This window comes from Amycolatopsis viridis (assembly GCF_011758765.1).
Lineage (GTDB): Bacteria > Actinomycetota > Actinomycetes > Mycobacteriales > Pseudonocardiaceae > Amycolatopsis_E > Amycolatopsis_E viridis.
The window spans coordinates 2,877,960-2,896,879 of record NZ_JAANOU010000001.1; the positions used below are offsets into that span (position 1 = coordinate 2,877,960).

General features: G+C 70.8%; 14 protein-coding genes. 7 read left to right on the top strand and 7 right to left on the bottom strand.

Annotated features, from left to right (window positions below; genetic code table 11):
• Positions 1–23: 23 nt before the first annotated feature.
• Together FHX46_RS14230 and FHX46_RS14235 are read right to left on the bottom strand one after the other, a co-directional pair.
• On the bottom strand, positions 24–1,205 hold the full coding sequence (locus FHX46_RS14230; protein ID WP_167114386.1) for an MFS transporter: 1,182 nt from the start codon (positions 1,203–1,205) through the stop codon (positions 24–26).
• 165 nt (positions 1,206–1,370) lie between these two features.
• The gene (locus tag FHX46_RS14235; protein ID WP_167114389.1) at positions 1,371–2,084 is read right to left on the bottom strand and encodes a haloacid dehalogenase type II; all 714 of its coding nucleotides are present in this window, start codon (positions 2,082–2,084) and stop codon (positions 1,371–1,373) included.
• A 216-nt stretch (positions 2,085–2,300) separates the two neighbouring features.
• Here FHX46_RS14235 and FHX46_RS14240 point away from each other — a divergent pair, with 216 nt between their 5' ends.
• Positions 2,301–4,364 carry an NAD(+) synthase gene (locus FHX46_RS14240; protein ID WP_167114392.1) on the top strand — a complete coding sequence of 688 codons (2,064 nt, stop codon included), beginning with the start codon at positions 2,301–2,303 and terminating at the stop codon, positions 4,362–4,364.
• Here the strand turns inward: FHX46_RS14240 and FHX46_RS14245 are convergent.
• The 3 genes from FHX46_RS14245 to FHX46_RS14255 all read right to left on the bottom strand — a co-directional run bounded on the left by FHX46_RS14245 (position 4,361) and on the right by FHX46_RS14255 (position 7,668).
• Positions 4,361–5,083 (bottom strand): CPBP family intramembrane glutamic endopeptidase, encoded by a 723-nt coding sequence (locus FHX46_RS14245; protein WP_167114395.1) that lies wholly within the window; start codon positions 5,081–5,083, stop codon positions 4,361–4,363. The two genes, FHX46_RS14240 and FHX46_RS14245, sit on opposite strands and share 4 nt — an antisense overlap.
• A gap of 87 nt (positions 5,084–5,170) precedes the next feature.
• Entirely contained in the window at positions 5,171–5,806 is a 636-nt protein-coding gene (locus FHX46_RS14250) for a response regulator (protein ID WP_167114400.1), read from the bottom strand.
• A 137-nt stretch (positions 5,807–5,943) separates the two neighbouring features.
• On the bottom strand, positions 5,944–7,668 hold the full coding sequence (locus FHX46_RS14255) for a GAF domain-containing sensor histidine kinase (RefSeq protein WP_167114403.1): 1,725 nt from the start codon (positions 7,666–7,668) through the stop codon (positions 5,944–5,946).
• 122 nt (positions 7,669–7,790) lie between these two features.
• Here FHX46_RS14255 and FHX46_RS14260 point away from each other — a divergent pair, with 122 nt between their 5' ends.
• From FHX46_RS14260 to nrfD, 4 genes are read left to right on the top strand one after another with little or no spacing between them, the layout of a single operon-like run.
• Positions 7,791–8,219 (top strand): DUF6098 family protein, encoded by a 429-nt coding sequence (locus tag FHX46_RS14260; protein ID WP_167114405.1) that lies wholly within the window; start codon positions 7,791–7,793, stop codon positions 8,217–8,219.
• Between the two features lie 57 nt (positions 8,220–8,276).
• Positions 8,277–11,534 (top strand): formate dehydrogenase, encoded by a 3,258-nt coding sequence (gene fdh, locus FHX46_RS14270; protein WP_243871272.1) that lies wholly within the window; start codon positions 8,277–8,279, stop codon positions 11,532–11,534.
• On the top strand, positions 11,531–12,436 hold the full coding sequence (locus tag FHX46_RS14275) for a 4Fe-4S dicluster domain-containing protein (protein ID WP_167114411.1): 906 nt from the start codon (positions 11,531–11,533) through the stop codon (positions 12,434–12,436). Before fdh ends, FHX46_RS14275 begins: the two co-directional genes overlap by 4 nt.
• Positions 12,433–13,374, top strand: coding sequence for an NrfD/PsrC family molybdoenzyme membrane anchor subunit (gene nrfD, locus FHX46_RS14280; RefSeq protein ID WP_167114414.1), 942 nt, complete (start codon positions 12,433–12,435; stop codon positions 13,372–13,374). Before FHX46_RS14275 ends, nrfD begins: the two co-directional genes overlap by 4 nt.
• On the opposite strand, the gene FHX46_RS14285 is transcribed toward nrfD, so the two are convergent.
• Positions 13,352–14,173, bottom strand: coding sequence for an MBL fold metallo-hydrolase (locus FHX46_RS14285; protein WP_167114417.1), 822 nt, complete (start codon positions 14,171–14,173; stop codon positions 13,352–13,354). The genes nrfD and FHX46_RS14285 overlap by 23 nt on opposite strands.
• Positions 14,174–14,264: 91 nt before the next feature.
• Here FHX46_RS14285 and FHX46_RS14290 point away from each other — a divergent pair, with 91 nt between their 5' ends.
• Entirely contained in the window at positions 14,265–14,897 is a 633-nt protein-coding gene (locus tag FHX46_RS14290; RefSeq protein WP_167114420.1) for a hypothetical protein, read from the top strand.
• Positions 14,898–14,932: 35 nt separating this feature from the next.
• Here the strand turns inward: FHX46_RS14290 and FHX46_RS14295 are convergent, their stop codons facing one another.
• Positions 14,933–16,591, bottom strand: a complete 1,659-nt coding sequence (locus FHX46_RS14295) for a hypothetical protein (protein ID WP_167114423.1) — start codon at positions 16,589–16,591, stop codon at positions 14,933–14,935.
• Positions 16,592–17,732: 1,141 nt separating this feature from the next.
• On the opposite strand from FHX46_RS14295, the gene FHX46_RS14300 reads away from it, so the two are divergent.
• Positions 17,733–18,914 (top strand): MFS transporter, encoded by a 1,182-nt coding sequence (locus tag FHX46_RS14300; protein ID WP_167114426.1) that lies wholly within the window; start codon positions 17,733–17,735, stop codon positions 18,912–18,914.
• Positions 18,915–18,920: the final 6 nt, after the last annotated feature.

Genomic DNA, 18,920 nt, shown 5'->3' on the forward strand with positions numbered 1-18,920 from the left:
GTGTGTCCTTTCGTTGTCGTCGGTCAGTGGAGGGCCGGGATCTCCGGCTCCGTCCGGGGCGCCGGGCGCCGGTCGAGCGCGCCGGAGAGCAGCGCGACACCGAGCCCGGCCGCGGCCAGTACCGCGCCGATCCAGTTCGGCGCCGTGTAGCCGAGGCCGTGGGCGATCGCGAGCCCGCCGAGCCACGAGCCACCCGCGTTGCCGAGGTTGAACGCCGCGATGTTCGCGGCCGACGCCAGGGCCGGTGCGTCCCCGGCCTTGGCCATCACCCGGGCCTGCAGCGGCGGCACGGCCGCGAACCCGGCGGCGCCGAACACCGCGATCGTCACGGCGGCGGGCAGCTGGGCGTGGGCGGTGAACACGAACACGACGAGCACGGCGGCCAGCACCGCCAGGCTGACGTACAGGCTCGGCATGAGCGCGCGGTCCGCGGTCCTGCCCCCGATCAGGTTGCCCACGACCAGGCCCCCGCCAAACAGGACGAGCAGCCACGCCACTGCACCGGAGGAGAACCCGGCGACCTCGGTCATCATCGGCGCGATGTAGCTGAACGCCGCGAACATGCCACCGAAGCCGAGTGCGGTCATCGCCAGCGCGAGCCACACCTGGGGGCGGCGGAACACCGCCAGCTCGGAGCGCAGGCTGTGGTCCTCGTCGACCGGACGGCTGGGGACCAGCGCGACGACGCCGATCAGCGCGATCACGCCGAGGACGGTCACGGCCCAGAACGTCGAGCGCCAGCCGAACTGCTGGCCCAGGGCGGTGCCGGCGGGCACGCCCAGGACGTTGGCGACGGTCAGGCCGGTGAACATGATCGCGATCGCGCTGGCCTGGCGCGATGTGGGTACGAGCGACGCGGCGACGACCGACCCGACGCCGAAGAACGCGCCGTGGGAGAGGGCGGCGACCACCCGGCCGGTCATGAGCAGACCGTAGCCGGGCGCCAGGGCGGAGACGAGGTTGCCGGCGATGAACAGCACCAGCAGGCCGGTCAGCACCGTCTTGCGCGGGACCTTCGAGCCCAGCGCGGTGAGCAGGGGAGCGCCGACCACGACGCCGAGGGCGTATCCGGAGATCAGGAGCCCGGCCGTGGGCACGGAGACCCCGAGGTCCGTGGCGACGTCGGGCAGCAGGCCCATGATCACGAACTCCGTGGTGCCGATGCCGAAGGCGGCGATGGCCAGCGCGAGCAGGGCGACAGGCATGATCTTTCCTCGAGGTCGAGATAGTTGCATACGCGGCTTATTGCGAACGATGACTACGTTATCAGTCAAGCATCCGCGGGGAAGGCTGCGCAGCCTGCAGGGGAGGTGAAACGGGTCACCGCCTGGCGACGTCCCTGATGTATAACGCCCTATACGCCGCGGCGATCAGCAGCCGAGCGTGGTCGCCAGCTCCGGGAAGCTCGACACGACCAGATCGGCCGGGACATCGCCTGGCCGGTCCGCGGCCTGGTGCGGGCCCTTCTCCTCCGGCCGTTCCAGGAACGCGGTGCGCAGCCCCGCGGCGCGCGCACCGGCGAGGTCCCACCCGTGCGCCGCGACCATCAGCATCTCGTGCGGCGCGACGTCCAGGAGGGCGGCCGCCGTGTGGTAGACCTCCGGGGCGGGCTTGTAGGTACGCGCCAGCTCCGCCGACAGGACGCAGTCGAACGGCAGCGCCGCATCCTTGATCAGGTGGGTCATCAGGGCGAACCCGCCGTTGGACAGGGCCGCCACCACGAACCGCGACCGCAGCCGCGCCAGGCCCGCGACGGAGTCGGGCCAGGCCGGCAGCCGGTGCCAGGCGCGCACGAGCCGGGCGCGGTCCTCCTCGCCCAGCGCGACGCCGTGCTCCTCGAGCAGCGCGTCCAGGGACTCGCGGTGCAGGGTGTCCAGCACGGCCCAGCCGCGCGAGCCGTCCTGCACGCGCCGCATCGAGGGCAGGTACTCCGCGCGCCACGCCGAGGCGAACCCACCCGCGTCCAGCTCCACCCCGGCCGCGCCGAACACCTCGGCCACCTGGTCGCGCACCCCGCGGTACCAGTCCACGGTGGTGCCGAAGATGTCGCACGCGATGACACGGATGCCGTCGAGGTCGCCCATCCCGCCATCTTGCCGCAGCACCACGCGTGCCCGCCGGTACCGGCGCCGGGACGGCGGTCCCCGGCCCGACGGCTACCTCGCGGCTCACCGCCAGTCCGTCGGACCCCGGGATGGAAACGCCGGCGTCGGCGAGATCACGCACCCGGGTGCCGGGCACCGGAGAAGCCTGGATCTAGGCTCGAAGGTGGACGGTACGCACGCGGAAACGGGGACAGTGTGACATCAGCGCAGGACCACGACTTCACCTCCCTCTACCGGCACGGGTTCGTGCGGGTGGCCGCCGCGGTGCCCGAGGTCCGGGTGGCCGATCCCGAGTTCAACTGCGACGCCACGCTGACGCTGGCCCGCCGCGCCGCCGCGGACGGCGTCGCCATCACCGTCTTCCCCGAGCTGGGTTTCTCCTCCTACACCGCCGACGACCTGTTCCACCAGAACGCGCTGCAGGCGGCGGTGGACGACGCGGTGGCGCGGTTCGTGCAGGAGTCCGCGGAGCTGCCGGGCGTGTTCGCGATCGGGGCGCCGCAGCGGATCGACGGGCGGCTGTTCAACTGCGGCATCCTGGTGCACCGGGGCCAGGTGCTCGGCGCGGTGCCCAAGAGCTACGTGCCGGGCTACCGCGAGTTCTACGAGAAGCGGCAGTTCGTGGCCGGCCGGGACGCGGTGTCGGAGCGGGTCCGCATCGCCGGGCAGGACGTGCCGTTCGGCAGCGACCTGCTCTTCGCCGCGCCGAACGTGCCGGGCCTGGTGTTCCACGCCGAGATCTGCGAGGACGGCTGGGTGCCGGTGACGCCGAGCGGGTTCGGTGCGCTCGCCGGGGCGACGGTGCTGCTGAACCTGTCCGCGAGCAACATCGTGATTGGGAAGGCCGGCTACCGCCGCACGCTGTGCACCGGGCACTCCGCGCGGTTCCTCGCCGCCTACATCTACTCGGCGGCCGGGCCGGGGGAGTCCACCACGGACCTCGCCTGGGACGGACAGGCGGTGATCGCCGAGAACGGCTCACTGCTGGCCGAGGGGGAGCGGTTCGCCTCCGACCAGCTGGTGACCGCCGACGTCGACCTGGAGCGGCTGGCCGCCGACCGGCTGCGGCTGACCAGCTTCAGCGACAACGCGCACGACCACCGGGAGCGGCTCAAGCGGTTCCGCCGGGTGGACTTCGAACTGGACCTGCCGCCCGGGCCGGTGCAGCTGCGCCGCGAGATCCAGCGCTTCCCCTACGTGCCGGCGAACACCGCCGACCGCAACGAGCGGTGCCGCGAGGTCCACCACATCCAGGTGCAGGGGCTGGCGCAGCGGCTCGCCGCGACCGGGATCGAGAAGGTCGTCATCGGCGTTTCCGGCGGCCTGGACTCGACGCAGGCGCTGATCATCGCCGCGCAGAGCATGGACAAGCTGGGCCTGCCGCGGGAGAACGTGCTGGCCTACACGATGCCCGGTTTCGCGACCAGCAACCACACCCTGACCAACGCGCACAAGCTGATGAAGGCGCTGGGCACGTCGGCGCACGAGATCGACATCCGGCCCTCGGCGCGGCAGATGCTGGCCGACCTCGGGCACCCGGCCGCGGACGGCTCGCCGGTGTACGACGTGACCTTCGAGAACGTGCAGGCGGGGGAGCGGACCTCGCACCTGTTCCGGCTGGCCAACCACCACGGCGCGCTCGTCGTCGGCACCGGCGACCTGAGCGAGCAGGCGCTGGGCTGGGCCACTTACGGCGTGGGCGACCAGATGTCGCACTACAACGTCAACGCGTCGGTGCCCAAGACGCTGATCCGGTACCTGATCGCGTGGGAGGTGGAGACCGAGCGGCTGGGGGCGGGCGCCGACGAGGTGCTGCGCTCGATCCTGGCCACGGAGATCTCGCCGGAGCTGGTGCCGGGCGAGGGGCCGGACGCGGGTCCGGCGCAGAGCTCCGAGGCGAAGGTCGGCCCCTACGAGCTGCAGGACTTCCACCTGTACTACCTGCTCCGGTTCGGGTACCGGCCCAGCCGCATCGCCTACCTGGCCCAGCACGCGTGGGGCGACGCGGGCACCGGCGCCTGGCCGGATCTGGTGCCGGAGTCCGAGCGCAACAGCTACGACCTGCCCACGATCAAGAAGTGGCTGCGGGAGTTCCTGTGGCGGTTCATCCAGACCAGCCAGTTCAAGCGCTCGGCCATGCCGAACGGGCCGAAGGTCGGTTCGGGTGGTTCGCTGTCGCCGCGCGGCGACTGGCGCGCCCCGAGCGACGCGAGTGCGCGGGCCTGGCTGGACGAGCTGGAGGCGAACGTCCCCGGCTAACCGCCGCGCCCGGCGAACCAGGCGAGCACGAGCCCGCCGGAGTTGAGCGCGAAGTGCACCAGCGCGGGGGCCAGCACGCCGCGTCCGGCGTAGCGCAGTGCGCACAGCGCCACCCCGGCCACGGCGGCGCCCGCCATCGCCAGGACCGACAGCAGGGGGAGGGGAAGGGCCCCGACTGCGGCGTCGACGCCGGCGTTGCGCCGCAGCGCCAGTGACGGCAGCAGGTGCCACAACCCGAACAACGCGGATGCGCCGAGGACGGGCCGCCACCGCCAGCGTTCGCCGCCGCCGAGCAGTGCGGGCAGCACGCCCCGGAAGGCGACCTCTTCGACGACGACGGTGCCGAACGGGATGCGCACCAGCGCCAGCCACACCAGGTCAGCCGGCGACGGTTGCCCGACGCGCCCGTCGTGGAACAGCGGCCGCAGCGCGGGCACGGCCAGCGCGACGGCGAAACCGGCCGCGACAACGAGGCAGGTGAGACCGCCGGTCCGGGCCGCGCGCCGCCAGTCGCGCGGCGACAGACCCAGCTCGCCGGACCGGTACCCGGCCAGGCGGGCGAGTCCGATGAGGACACCCGCGGTCACCACTCCGCAGACGGGATAGGCCCACCCGGGCAGCACCCGGTTGGCCAGCGTGGTGGCGGCCGCCAGGACCACGACGGCGCCGAGGACGGCGGTCCGGCTGGACAGGCGGGGGGCGGCGGTGTTCTGGCGCATCCTCCTCAGTGTGCCTGGCCCGGAGATCAACTAGTGTATAATGCCCTATACAGCACAGCTCTGTACGAGCCAATTTTGCCCCGGCACCTACCTGCCCTCCCGCAGTTTCGTCGCAAGGACGGCGGCCTGGGTCCGCCGTTCCAGGCCGAGTTTGGTGAGCAGGCGGGAGACGTAGTTCTTGACCGTCTTCTCGGCGAGGAACATCCGCTCCGCGATCTGCCGGTTGGTCAGCCCTTCACCGATGAGGTCGAGGAGAGTGCGCTCCCGGTCGGTCAGCGCGGCGAGCGGACCGCGCTCCGGGGTGTCCGAGCGCAGCTTCGCCATCAGCGTCGCGGCCGCGCGCGTGTCCAGCTGGGAACGGCCCGAGCCGACCTCGCGCACCGCGGACAGCAGCTGGAGGCCCTGGACGTCCTTGATCACGTAGCCGCCCGCACCGGCGAGGATCGCGTTGAGCATCGCCTCCTCGTCGGTGTAGGAGGTCAGGATCAGCACGTTCAGCCCGGGCAGCCGGGAGCGCAGTTCCCGGCACAGCTCGATGCCGTTGCCGTCGGGCAGCTGCACGTCGAGCACCGCCACGTCCGGACGCAGCGCGAGCACCCGGGCCAGTGCCTGCCCCGCGGTGGACGCCTCGCCGATGACGGACAGCCCGGGGTCGGACTCCAGCAGGTCGGCGACGCCACGGCGGACGACCTCGTGGTCGTCGACCAGGAACACCTCGATCATCCCGCTACCTTTCGCCGTGCGCGGAACCTCCCAGGCTACGGACGCCCGCGCCGCCCGGACACGGACGAAGGTCACCAGCGCTCAGGGCACGAGGACCGCAGCTCCGGTGACCCCGTGGGGCGGGAGGTCCCGAACCGCTACGAGACGGGCGCGGACCAGGTCAGGCGGGTGCCACCGCCCTCGGCGAGGGTCACCGAGCAGGTGCCGCCGGCCTGCGCGGCGCGTTCGCGCAGGTTGTGCAACCCGCTGTGGGCGACCCGGTCCGGGATCCCGGTGCCGTTGTCGACGACGTCGATCACGAGATCGTCGTCCACCGACACGGTGATCGTCAGGGTGGTGGCGCGGGCGTGGCGGACCGCGTTGGTCAGCGCCTCCCGCAGCACGGCTTCGGCGTGCTCGGCGAGTTCGCTGCCGATGACGCCGATCGGTCCGGACATGCGCACGGTCGTGCGCAGGCCGGTGTCGCCGGTGACATCGGCGATGATCTCGTTGAGGCGCTTGCGCAGCTGGGTGGTGCCGTGCAGGCCACCGTGCAGGTCGAAGATCGCGGTGCGGATCTCGGCGACGATGTTCTGCACGTCGTCGATCATGTCCGCCAGGCGCCGCTGGATCTCCGGGTTGCGGGTGCGCATGTGCGTGCTCTGCAGCGCGAGCCCGTGGGCGAACAGCCGCTGGATGACGTGGTCGTGCAGGTCCCGTGCGATGCGGTCGCGATCGGAGACCACCTTGAGCTCGCTCAGCGAGCGCTGGTCCTCGGCCAGCTGGAGCGCGAGCGCCGCCTGGTCGGCGAACGCCGCGGCGAGCGGGAGCTGGGTGTGGTCGAACGGGTCCTGCCCGGTTTTGCGGAGCGTGACGAGCACGCCGGAGACGTGGTCGCCGGACGGGCGCAGCGGCAGCACCAGCGCGGGCCCGAACTCGGGGGACAGGTCGTAGGTGAGGTTGTCCACGCGTCGCGGCTGGGCGTCGGTGTAGGCGGCGCCGCAGCTGGAGCCCTCGACGGGGATGTCGCGGCCGGTCAGCGGGTTGTCGTCGAGACCGGTGGACACCGTGACGGTCAGGTGGGTGACATCGGCGGGTGGCAGGTCGGGGTCGTCGGGCTGGGCGATGAACGCGTAGTCGGCCCCGGCGAGGGCGAGCGCGCGGTTGGCGATGAGGGACAGGACGTCGGTGGGATCGGCGGCGGCGAGGAGTTCGGCGCGGATCTCGCTGGTCGCTTCCTGCCAGCGTTGCCGCAACCGGGCTTCCTCGTAGAGGCGCGCGTTCTCCACGGCGATACCGGCCGCGGCGGCGAGTGCGCGCACCACGACCTCGTCGTCCTCGGTGAACGGCTGGCCGTTGTTCTTCTCGGTGAGGTAGAGGTTGCCGAACACCTCGTCGCGGACCCGCACCGGCACCCCGAGGAAGGTGCGCATCGGCGGGTGGTGGGCCGGGAACCCGGCGGCGGCGACGTGCTGGGACAGATCGTCCAGGCGCAGCGGTTCGGGTCGCTGGATGAGCAGCCCGAGCAGGCCGCGCCCGGTGGGCAGGTCGCCGATGCGGTGGCGGGTCTCCTCGTCGATGCCCTCGTAGACGAACTCGGCGAGTCCTTCGCGGTCCTGGTCGACCACCCCCAGCGCGCCGTAGCGGCAGTCGACGAGGTCGATCGCGGCGTGCACGACGCGGCGCAGGGTCGCGTCCAGTTCGAGGCCGCCGGCGACCGCGAGCATCGCCTCCAGCAACCCGTCCATCTGGTCCCGCGACTGCACGAGTTGCTCGATGCGGTCCTGCACTTCCCGCAGCAGTTCGCGCAGGCGCAACTGAGACAGCGTCTCGCGCAACCCGGCGACGGGTGGAGCCGCGCCGGAATCGTCGGTCCCGGGCATCTCGCCAGAGTCGCATGTCACCTGGGCCGACACCAGTCAAAGGAGGCGTCTCGTGCGGCGATTTTCCGCCCCTCGGTGCGCCGCCGCGGTTAGCGACCGCCATGGCTGGGCATGTGTGGGACATGGCCGTTGAAGACTCCCTGCCCACGCTGCACCGGCTGGCCGATCTGGCCGAGCTCCTCACTCCCGGATCGGTCGTCTACGTCCGCTACTCGCCCGGTCCGGAGGCGGACGCCGAGCACCCGAGCACCGATCACGAAAGCGGGCTCGAGATGCCCGGCGTATCGGTGAACCCGCTGAACGCGCCGGGCTGGTGGACGCTGCCGGTGGAGGACTGGCTGGCGCGGCGGATCTGCCAGTACCTGCACCAGCAGCAGGAGGGGGCGCGGCCGTGGGTGCTCACCGGCAAGGAGGTCGACTTCGGACCGGACAACGAGCCGTTGCTGGTGGACGTGGAGCCCATCGCGTGGATTTCCGGCGATCTGGTGCGCGAGGCGCGCGAGCGGTACCACTCCCGGTTGGACGCGGGGCGCGCGACGCACGAAGATTGACCGCACGGGGTTTGCTGTGTCCGGCGGCCGGGAAAGCGGGCCGGGAGGAGGTGCGCGATGGGCGTGGGTGACTGGCTGCGCTCGTGGCCGGTGTACCGGCAGCTGACCGGCGCCGACCCGCTGGGCCGGGGTAGCGCAGCGCAGTCGGCGCGGTCGCGGTCGCTGGTGCCGCGCACCGCCTCGGCGGACCGGGTGGTCCATTCGGTGTGCCCGTATTGCGCGGTGGGGTGCGCGCAGAACGTCTACGTCAAGGACGAGCAGGTCGTCCAGATCGAGGGCAATCCGGACTCGCCGATCTCGCGTGGCCGGCTGTGCCCGAAGGGGTCGGCCAGCAAGCAGCTGGTGACCGGTCCGCAGCGGGTGCAGAAGGTGCTCTACCGCGCGCCCTATGGCACGCAGTGGCAGGAGCTGGACCTGCCGACGGCGATGGACATGGTGGCCGAGCGGGTGCTGGACGCGCGGCGCAAGGGCTGGCAGGACCGCGACGAGCACGGCAACACGTTGCGGCGCACGATGGGCCTGGCGAGCCTGGGTGGCGCGACGCTGGACAACGAAGAGAACTTCCTGATCAAGAAGTTGTTCACGGCGCTGGGTGCGATCCAGATCGAGAACCAGGCCCGTATTTGACACTCCGCCACGGTTCCCGGTCTGGGAGCCTCCTTCGGTCGCGGTGGTGCGACGGATTACCAGCAGGACCTGATCAACTCCGACTGTGTGATCATCATGGGCTCGAACATGGCCGAGGCCCATCCGGTCGGGTTCCAGTGGGTGGTGGAGGCCAAGGCGCGGGGCGCGAAGGTCTTCCACATCGACCCGCGGTTCACCCGGACCAGTGCGCTGGCGGATCGGCACGTGCCGTTGCGCGCCGGGTCGGACATCGCGTTCCTCGGCGGCGTGATCAACTACATCCTGAGCAACGGGCTGGAGTTCCGGGAGTACGTGCGGTCGTACACGAACGCGCCGTTCCTGGTGAGCGAGGAGTTCGCCGACACCGAGGACCTGGACGGGTTGTTCAGCGGCTACGACCCGGAGACGGCGTCCTACGACCCGGCGAGCTGGCACTACGAGAGCTCGCGGCCCGGGCCGGGTGACGGCGCGCGGGCGAAGGAGCAGTCGGCGCCGGACCAGCACGGGTCGGGCGGGCCGCCGATCCAGGGCGGGGCCGACGACATCGCCGCGGATCCGTCGCTGGAGCACCCGCGGTGCGTGTTCCAGATCCTCAAGCGGCACTTCTCGCGGTACACGCCGGAGATGGTGGAACGCGCGTGCGGGGTGCCCGTCGAGCTGTTCCTCGAGGTGTGCCGGGCGTGGACGGAGAACTCGGGCCGGGAGCGGACCGCGGCGCTGGTGTACAGCGTGGGCTGGACGCAGCATTCGATGGGTGCCCAGTACATCCGGGCGGGTTCGATCATCCAGCTGCTGCTGGGCAACATCGGGCGTCCGGGCGGCGGGGTGTTCGCGCTGCGCGGGCACGCCTCGATCCAGGGCTCCACCGATATTCCGACGTTGTTCAACCTGCTGCCCGGGTACCTGCCGATGCCGGACACCTCGCACGAGGACATCGCCGCCTACCTGCGCGGCATCCGCGGTGAGCGGCAGAAGGGGTTCTGGCACAACGCCGACGCCTACCTGGTGTCGCTGCTGAAGGAGTACTGGGGCGAGCACGCCACGGCGGACAACGACTGGTGCTTCGACTACCTGCCGCGGATCAACGGTGATCACGGCACCTACCGGACCGTGATGGACATGATCGACGGGAAGGTGTTCGGGTACTTCCTGCTGGGGCAGAACCCGGCGGTGGGGTCGGCGCACGGCCGGTTGCAGCGGCTGGGCATGGCGAACCTGGACTGGCTGGTGGTGCGGGACCTGGCGATGATCGAGAGCGCCACGTTCTGGAAGGACTCGCCGGAGATCGAGACCGGGGAGATCGTGCCGGAGCGGTGCCGCACCGAGGTGTTCTTCTTCCCGGCGGCGTCGCACGTGGAGAAGTCGGGCACGTTCACGCAGACGCAGCGGATGCTGCAATGGCGGGACAAGGCGGTGGAACCCAAGGGTGATCAGCGCAGCGAGCTGTGGTTCTTCTACCACCTGGGCCGGATCCTGAAGGAGAAGCTCGCGGGGTCGGCGGACGAGCGGGACCGGCCGCTGCTGGACCTGTGGTGGGACTACCGGATGGAGGGGGAGGAGCCCTCCGGTGAGGACGTGCTGCGGCGCATCAACGGGGTGAACCTGGAGACCGGGCGGGCGCTGAACGGCTACCTCGAGCTGAAGGCGGACGGCAGCACGGCGTGCGGTTGCTGGATCTACAGCGGGGTGTTCGCCGACGAGGTGAACCAGGCGGCGCGCCGCAAGCCGCACGACGAGCAGGGGCCGTACGAGTCGGAGTGGGGCTGGACCTGGCCGCTGAACCGGCGGGTGCTGTACAACCGGGCGTCGGCGGATCTGCAGGGCCGTCCGTGGAGCGAGCGCAAGAAGCTGGTGTGGTGGGACGCGCAGAAGGGCGAGTGGACCGGGTACGACGTGCCGGACTTCGAGAAGACGAAGCCACCGGACTACCGGCCGGAGCCGGGTGCGTCGGGTCCGGCCGCGTTGCACGGTGATGATCCGTTCGTGATGCAGGCCGACGGCAAGGGCTGGCTGTTCGCGCCGAACGGGGTGCTGGACGGGCCGTTGCCGACGCACTACGAGCCGCACGAGTCGCCGGTGCGCAACCCGCTGTACGGGCAGCAGGGCAATCCGGCGCGCAAGGTGTACGCGCGGGCGGACAACCCGTCGAACCCGTCGCCGCCGGAGCAGCACGGCGAGGTGTTCCCGTTCGTGTTCACCGCGGCGCGGCTGACCGAGCACCACACGGCGGGCGGGATGAGCCGTCAGCTGCCGTACCTGGCGGAGTTGCAGCCGGCGTTGTTCGTGGAGGTCTCGCCGGAGCTGGCGGCCGAGCGCGGGCTGGTGCACCTGGACTGGGCGCACGTGGTGACGAGCCGCGCGGCGGTGGACGCGCGGGTGTTCGTCACCGAGCGGATGCGGCCGCTGCGCATCGAGGACCGGGTGGTGCACCAGATCTGGATGCCTTACCACTGGGGTTACACGGGTCTGGTCGACGGCGACGTGGTGAACGACCTGCTGGGTGTGGTGGCCGATCCGAACGTGTTCATCCAGGAGAGCAAGGTGGCCACGTGCGACATCCAGCCGGGCCGCCGCCCGCGGGGCCCGGCCCTGCTGGACTACCTGGAGGAGTACCGGAAGCGGGCGGGTGTCACGGTGGAGACGGGCGCGCACGTCGACACGGCCGCCGGAGCGGAGGGGCGGTCATGACGAACGGTTTCTCCGGTCCGTTGCCGGACCCGGCGGGCAACGCCGGTTACCTGGAGCACCCGCCGCGGGTGGGGTTCTTCACCGACACCTCGGTGTGTATCGGCTGCAAGGCGTGCGAGGTGGCGTGCAAGGAGTGGAACGGGGTGCCCGACGACGGGTTCGACCTGCTGGGCATGTCGTTCGACAACACCGGGTCGCTCGGGGCGAACTCGTGGCGGCACGTGGCGTTCGTGGAGCAGGACCGGCCGGGTGCGGTGTCGCCGGAGCCGGTGGATCTGGGGCTGCCCTCGTTCGAGCTGCCGGGCGCCGGGGACGGCGCGGGGAGCCGGACGGACTTCCGGTGGCTGATGAGTTCCGACGTGTGCAAGCACTGCACGCACGCCGGTTGCCTGGACGTGTGCCCGACCGGCGCGTTGTTCCGCACCGAGTTCGGGTCGGTGGTGGTGCAGCCCGACATCTGCAACGGCTGCGGCTACTGCGTGTCCGGCTGCCCGTACGGGGTGATCGAGCGGCGTGAGGACGACGGTCGCGCGTGGAAGTGCACGTTGTGCTACGACCGGCTGCGGGACGGGCTGGAGCCGGCGTGTGCGAAGGCGTGCCCGACCGACTCGATCCAGTTCGGACCGCTGGACGAGCTGCGGGAGCGGGCCGCACGGCGGGTGGACGCGCTGCACGAGGCTGGTGTTGCCGAGGCGCGGTTGTACGGCGAGAGCCCGGACGACGGTGTGGGCGGGGACGGTGCGTTCTTCCTGCTGCTGGACGAGCCCGAGGTATACGGTCTGCCACCGGATCCGGTGGTGCCCACCAAGGATGCCGGGTCGATGTGGCGGTACGCGGGGGTGGCCGCCTCCGCGCTGGTGGGCGCCGCGGTGTCGGTCTTCTTCGGACGGGGCAGGGGATGAAGGAGCAGGTCGCGGTGCCGAAGGCGGAGTTCCGGTCGTACTACGGGCGGCCGGTGCTCAAACCGCCGGTGTGGGAGTGGAAGATCCCGGCCTACCTGTTCACCGGCGGGTTGTCGGCCGGGTCGGCGCTGCTCGGTGCGGGGGCGGATCTGACGGACCGGCCGGTGCTGCGGCGGGCGGGCCGCCTGGGCGCGCTGGGTGCGCTCGCGGCGAGCATGTACCTGCTGGTGGCCGATCTGGGCCGGCCGGAGCGCTTCCTGCACATGCTGCGGGTGGCCAAGCCGAGTTCCCCGATGAGCATGGGCACCTGGATCCTGGTGGCCTACGGGCCGGGCGCCGGGGTGGCGGCGGTGGCCGAGCTGGTGCCGGCGAAGCTGGCGAAGACGTGGCCGGGGCGGCTGCTGCGGTGGGCGGCGCGACCGGCCGGGCTCTCCGCCGCGGCGATCGCGCCTGCGGTGGCGTCCTACACGTCGGTGCTGCTGTCGCAGACGGCGGTGCCGGGGTGGCACGCGGCGTACCGGCAGCTGCCGTTCGTGTTCACCGGGTCGGCCGCGGCGAGTGGCGCGGGGCTGGGGCTGGTGTGCGCGCCGGTCGCGGAGGCGGGCCCGGCGCGGCGGCTGGCGGTGGTTGGCGCGGCGGCCGAGGTGGTGGCGTCGAAGCTGGTCGACCAGCGGCTCGGGCTGATCTCGCAGGCGTACACGACGGGCAGGGCGCACCGGCTGCGGAGGTGGGCGGAGTACCTGACCGTCGGGGGCGCGGTGGGTGCGCTGGCGGGTCGTCGCAGCCGTGCGGTGTCCGTGGTGTCGGGACTGGCGTTGCTGGCGGGTAGCGCGTTGCAGCGGTTCGGGGTGTTCGAGGCCGGGGTGGAGTCCACGAAGGACCCGAAGTACGTGGTGGTGCCGCAGCGGGAGCGGCTCAGCCGCGCGCGCGGGCGCTGATCAGGTTCGCCAGCGGGAAGCTCTCGCCTCGGGCGAGCAGGCGCACGTCGGTGGCCGGGTGCCGCCGGGCGGCCTCGGTGAGGAAGTTCGACACCGGTGAGGTGAACTTGCCGTAGTCGTCGAAGTGCACCGGTACCACGTGGGTGGGGTTCATCAGTTCCAGCATGCGGCCGCCCTGGCGGTCGTCCATGCTGACCAGCACGCCGAGCACGCGGGTGCCGCCCAGGTGCAGCACGGCGACGTCGATGTCGGGGTAGCGCCGGCGGATCTGGGTGAGTTCGTCGTGGATGATCGTGTCGCCGCTGACGTAGAGGCGCAGTGCGGCGGCGCCGGGGTGCGGGGTGTACTCCCAGATGCTGCCCATCACCGGTGGCAGGATCCGGTCGAGCGGGCCGCGGGAGTGCCGGGCGGGGACGGCGGTGACGGTGAGGGTCGCGTCGCCGTCGGCGAGGGTTTCGCTGTGCCAGGTCGGCAGGGCGATGGTGGCGCCGAAGCCCTTCTTGGACAGCCGGGTCGCGGCGTGCTCGGTGGTCAGGATGGGCACGTCGGCGGGCAGGTCGCGGCGGGCGATGCGGTCGAAGTGGTCGCCGTGCAGGTGGGACAGCACCACCCCGTCCAGAGGCGGCAGGTCGGCCACCTGGGCGGCGGGTTCGGTGCGGCGCCGGGAGATTAGACCCTGGCCGAAGTGGGACCACTGGCCCCGGTGCAGGAAGTTCGGGTCGGTGAGCACGGTGAACGGCCCTAGCCGGATGAGGGTGGTGGCGGTGCCGATGAAGGTGAGCGAGTCGGCGGGGAACATCGGCGCCCTTTCGGCCGGAGGTGGTGACGGGGCGGGGCTACCCCGGGCGGGCCGGATGATTCACCGGCGGACGGGCGGGAACCCGGCCGTCATGGCACCTGCCCTCGTCCGACCCGTGTTCGGCGCGCTGGCCCGACTGCGTAAGGCGCGCGTGTTCCACCCCCGTGGGCTGCTGCTGCGGGGCACGCTGGAGACGCTGGATCCGGACGCGTTGCCGCTGCCGGCGGGCGGCGGTCCGGTGGTGGCGCGGCTGTCGAAGGGCGCCGGGCTGCGTGGCGGCGCGCCGGACATCCTCGGGCTGGCGCTGCGCATCCCGACCGACGACGGGCCGTGGGACCTCACCCTCGCCAGCGCGCGCGCCCGGTTGCTGCTGTGGCCGTCGGCCGGGTGGCGGCGGGCGCGGTTCAGCAGTCTGGTGCCCTACCGCACGGCGGCCGGGCTGCGGTGGATACTGGCCGGTGTGGACGGTCCGGAGGGGGCGTCGCTCGATGAGCTGGCCGGGGACGTGGCGTCCCGGCCGGTGACCGTCCGGTGCGCTACGGCGAAGCTCACCGGCCGGCCGCTGCCGGTGGCGCGGATCGTGCTGGACGCCCTGCTCGGTGATGGTGAGCGGCCCAGTTTCGACCCGATGCTGCACAGCCCGCCCGGGGCGCGGCTGTACCCGGAGTGGCTGTCGCGCCTGCGGGAGCCGGCCTACCAGGGCAGCCGCGCCGGGCGCCGCTGACCCGGCGCCGGGGCGGGACGACGGTGATTGATGTGTCAGATCGGGAGCACCCCACGGCGGTGGTGATCCCGCTGTGTGCGGGGGACGGCCAGCACCGCGGTGCCGTGGACGTGCGTATGGGGGCCGAGGTCCGTCAGGTCGACCGACAAATGCTCCGCTGCCGCCCAGGCCCCGAAGAGTAGGTTTTGCTCCCACGTCGCTGCTGTCGGTCTGCCGTCCTCGTCGGACTCTTCGGCGGCGTCGTGTTCGTCCGGGAGGCGATCGTCGCCGTGACGTTCGCCGAGGACGTCTTCGTATGCTTCGGCTCTTTCTTCGTCATCCCGTCGGTTCGCGCGACCGATGTCGTGGGCTTCGATCCAGGCCTTCAGTTCGCCGAGGGAGTCCACCGGGTTCGATTCCTCGCACCGGTAGACCCAGACGTCGTCGGAGGACACGCAGTGCATGCGGATCTCACCCTCCCGGGCGATGCACCATTGTGACCACGTCAGGAAGGTGTAGTCGTCGACGCCGAAATGTTCGTACCAGTGTGCCGATCCGAATCGTCGGCTCAGTTCTTCCAGCCGCTGGTACAGGTCGTGCCGGTGTTCGGTCGAGACCGCTCTCGGGGCCAGTCCACCCAGTACCTCGTTCTTGCAGTATGCGACGGTCCACCCGTCCAGTGCCGGCGTGACGAAGACCTCGGGGTTGGGTTGGTCGGGGTAATAGCTTGATCGCTCCATGACAGCGCTCCCCATGCGCAGTGTCGCGGGAACCGGGTCGGTGAGGTCGAGCGCGTCCAGGACCGCGGCCTGATCGGTGGTCGGGAAGGCGTACCATCCCCCGTGGGCGTCCAGCACCGGCAGTGGTTCGGGAGTTTCACTCACTTGCTTGATGCGGATCAACCGCTGTAGCGCCCTCCTGTCCTCGGCGGGGATGTGATCCCACCCGAATCCGGCCAGCAGGAGCAGTGCATTTCGTCGAGCGGCGGGAAGCGACCGCCGCGCGGACCGCAACAGATCGGTCGCGCCGGGACCGAAACCCTCGACGATGTTCATCGCCTCGTCCCTGACCGCGTGCAGCGAACTGCCCAGCAACGCGATGGAAAGAGGCAAGTGCGGGCATTCACGCGCGGCGACAACACCGCTGCACCAGGTGAACGGCCAGCAGTGGACCTGTGTGGAACATCCCTCGGGCGACACTTCGAGTAATGGGGTCGCGGCGGGCAGGCCGAGCGCGACCGACAGCCTTTTCCGCAAATCCGGCGGCGCCTCGATGTACTCGCTCACCAAAGTTTTGACCGGAGGGTCGCGGCGCAACACCTCGATGCATTCCGGCCAGGCGTACTCGAAACGATCGTCGGCCAGCAGCTCCAGCGCTGTGGTGTGGCGCGACGGATATCCGACGACGACGATGTTCACCCAGCCCGCTCGGTTCCGCACCACCGGGTCAGGATCGGTCAGCAGTCTTCGGAACTGCTCGGGCTCGAGGTCGCGCAGCACGAGTGCGAAGAGGTCGGCTCGCGTGGAGTCGTCGACGACCAGATCGAGCGCGTCCCAAGCTTGCCGGCGGACAGTCGGATCGGGGTCTGTGACCAGCTCACGGGCCTCCTCCAGCAACTCTGCTGGTTCGCGCTCGTAGCGCGCCCGTTGGGCGAGCTCGTGCACCGTGCCCTCTGCCAGCAGGGTCTTGAGCCTGTCCGAGTTGATCTTCCCCATCGCGGCAATGTAGCAACGACTGCGTTGCCACTGTGTTTGCGGCCTCCGGCGCGGATCGTGTGGTAACTCCGGGAGCCGCGGCTTATCAGGGATCTGGGCACATGACCTGGCTACCCGCTCATCTCAATGCCATTGCAGTACCAGAGCCGGTGGTTGTTCTCACCGCAGGCCGGCAACGGAGCGACAGTCGATGAACATGTCACGCACGTACCAGTCGTGCACAACCCCGCCGCGGATCGTGCGGCGGCGGATATGGGCGCCTGCCGTCACGGCGGGCGAGGTAGCCGCGGACGGCGGCTACATCGCCCGTGTGGAGGCGGTTGTCTCGGTCTCTGCCGCCCGCCCGCCTCCACACAGCCGGGAGCGCGGCAGCTAACCGGCGACCCGTGAGGCAACCCCCACGCGAACAACTTTTCCCTTGTTTTTGGGACAGGTTACGCGTGATACGTTTGGCGGCGATACGACATTGCCCTTTATCCGTTTCTCGGGATCCATCTTCTCGCACTGCACCTGAACTGAATACCGGGAATAGGCGGGTTTATCGAGCCCGGTAGGGCGGCAAACTGCTTCCGCGGTGTAAGTGCCCGTCTTTTTGGTTACGCAGTGCGGGTCTGCTGAAGCAGGTGTGCCGCCCACTAGCGGCACGAGCCCTGCGACCGTCAGCACGGCGAAGGCCTGACCCATAATGCGCCTGGTCTTTACACGAAAATTCAACCCCATGATCCGCACTCTATCAGCCCTGCGGTGATGCACCTTCCTTGGGCATGTTCCTCCGCGACCCCGCCTGATGCGAATTTCTTTTGCAGCTAATGTGAACATTTTTCTGGTGTACTGGGCACCATTCCCGACGCCAGAACGGCGGGGCCGCCGACGCGTCCCGGGAACCGGAGGTGCGACCGGCTCACCCGAGCCGCGGGCCAGATGGGGACGGCGGATCTCACTCTCCGGGGCTGCTCCGGGAGAGGGGCTCTCGCCGTCAGGCCGGGTGGCGGCTCGCCCCGGCTACGGTCCGGCGGATATTGGATCAGATGAACTAAAAATCTGGTACCGTGCATCCGGCAACGCACATCCCGGCCACCCGGCCGGCCCAGAAAGGACTTCAGCTCATGGCAGCAACACCCGGCCGGAAGGCGGCCCGCTGATGCCCCTCGCGGTCTTCGTCCTCGGCTTCGCGATCTTCTGCCTCAACACGACAGAGGTCATGGTGGCCGGACTGCTCCCGTCACTCTCCGACGGACTCGGCGTCTCGATCACCGCCGCGGGCAACCTGGTTACCGTCTTCGCGCTGGGCATGGTCTTCGGCGGCCCGGTGCTCACGCTCACGCTCCGCAAGGCGCCGCCCAAGCAGGCGATGGTGATGATGTTCGTGCTGTTCCTGGCGGGACAGACCATCGGCGCCCTCGCCACCGCCTATTGGGCAATGGTGCTCGCCCGCATCGTCACGGCCCTGGCGACCGCGGCCTTCTTCGGGCTCGCCGCCTCGGTGTGCGCCAATCTCGTCCCGGCGGACAAGATCGGCCGTGCCCTGGCCATCGTGTTCGGCGGCTTCATGGTGGCCAACGTCTTCGGCCTGCCCCTGGCCACCTTCATCGACCAGCTCATGGGCTGGCGGGCCGCGTTCTGGGCCGTGGACATCCTCGTCGCCCTGTGCCTCGTCCTGGTCGTCTGCACCGTCAAGGCCGTCCCGGCACCGCAGGCGCCGGACGTGCGTTCGGAGCTGTCGGTGTTCCGCAGCGGGCGGCTCTGGGGTGCGTTCGCCACCAACGCCCTGCTGATCGGCGCGGTGTTCGCCACCTTCGCCTACCTCGCTCCGGTGCTGACCGAGGTGGCCGGGTTCTCCGCCGCCGTCGTCCCGCTGCTGTTCGTGCTCTACGGCGTGGGCACCGTCGTGGGCAACATCGTGCTGGGCCGCCTGGCCGATGCGCACACGATGCGCGTCCTGTGGCTCGGCGGCGTGGTCCTCGCGGTGCTCCTGGGCCTGTACGCGCTCGTCGCGAGCAGCCAGGCGCTGTCCATCGCCGCCCTGTTCCTGCTCGGGTTCACCGGGATGCCGCTCAACCCGGCCATGGCGTCACGGGTCATGCGCCTGTCCAACAGCGGCGCCCTGATCAACACCATGAACACCGCGACGATCTGCGCGGGCATCACCGTGGGCAGCTGGCTCGCCGGACTGGGCGTCGACGCCTACGGCTACCGGGCCCCGATGTGGACGGGCGCGCTGCTCGCGGTCGGCGCTCTGGTGAGCCTGCTGCTCGCGCGGGCCGCCGGGGGGCGCCGCGCGACCACCGCCGGTTCCGTCCCGCAGATCTCCAGCCCGCACTGAGCGCGG

Bases quoted from the DNA above. Each gene is read 5' to 3' on its own strand.
- nrfD (WP_167114414.1), top strand. From the start codon at position 12,433: ATGAAGGAGCAGGTCGCGGTGCCGAAGGCGGAGTTCCGGTCGTACTAC.
- FHX46_RS14275 (WP_167114411.1), top strand. From the start codon at position 11,531: ATGACGAACGGTTTCTCCGGTCCGTTGCCGGACCCGGCGGGCAACGCC.
- FHX46_RS14255 (WP_167114403.1), bottom strand. From the start codon at position 7,668: ATGCCCGGGACCGACGATTCCGGCGCGGCTCCACCCGTCGCCGGGTTG.
- FHX46_RS14290 (WP_167114420.1), top strand. From the start codon at position 14,265: ATGGCACCTGCCCTCGTCCGACCCGTGTTCGGCGCGCTGGCCCGACTG.
- FHX46_RS14235 (WP_167114389.1), bottom strand. From the start codon at position 2,084: ATGGGCGACCTCGACGGCATCCGTGTCATCGCGTGCGACATCTTCGGC.
- FHX46_RS14230 (WP_167114386.1), bottom strand. From the start codon at position 1,205: ATGCCTGTCGCCCTGCTCGCGCTGGCCATCGCCGCCTTCGGCATCGGC.
- FHX46_RS14295 (WP_167114423.1), bottom strand. From the start codon at position 16,591: ATGGGGAAGATCAACTCGGACAGGCTCAAGACCCTGCTGGCAGAGGGC.
- FHX46_RS14245 (WP_167114395.1), bottom strand. From the start codon at position 5,083: ATGCGCCAGAACACCGCCGCCCCCCGCCTGTCCAGCCGGACCGCCGTC.
- FHX46_RS14300 (WP_167114426.1), top strand. From the start codon at position 17,733: ATGCCCCTCGCGGTCTTCGTCCTCGGCTTCGCGATCTTCTGCCTCAAC.
- FHX46_RS14260 (WP_167114405.1), top strand. From the start codon at position 7,791: ATGGCCGTTGAAGACTCCCTGCCCACGCTGCACCGGCTGGCCGATCTG.
- FHX46_RS14285 (WP_167114417.1), bottom strand. From the start codon at position 14,173: ATGTTCCCCGCCGACTCGCTCACCTTCATCGGCACCGCCACCACCCTC.
- FHX46_RS14250 (WP_167114400.1), bottom strand. From the start codon at position 5,806: ATGATCGAGGTGTTCCTGGTCGACGACCACGAGGTCGTCCGCCGTGGC.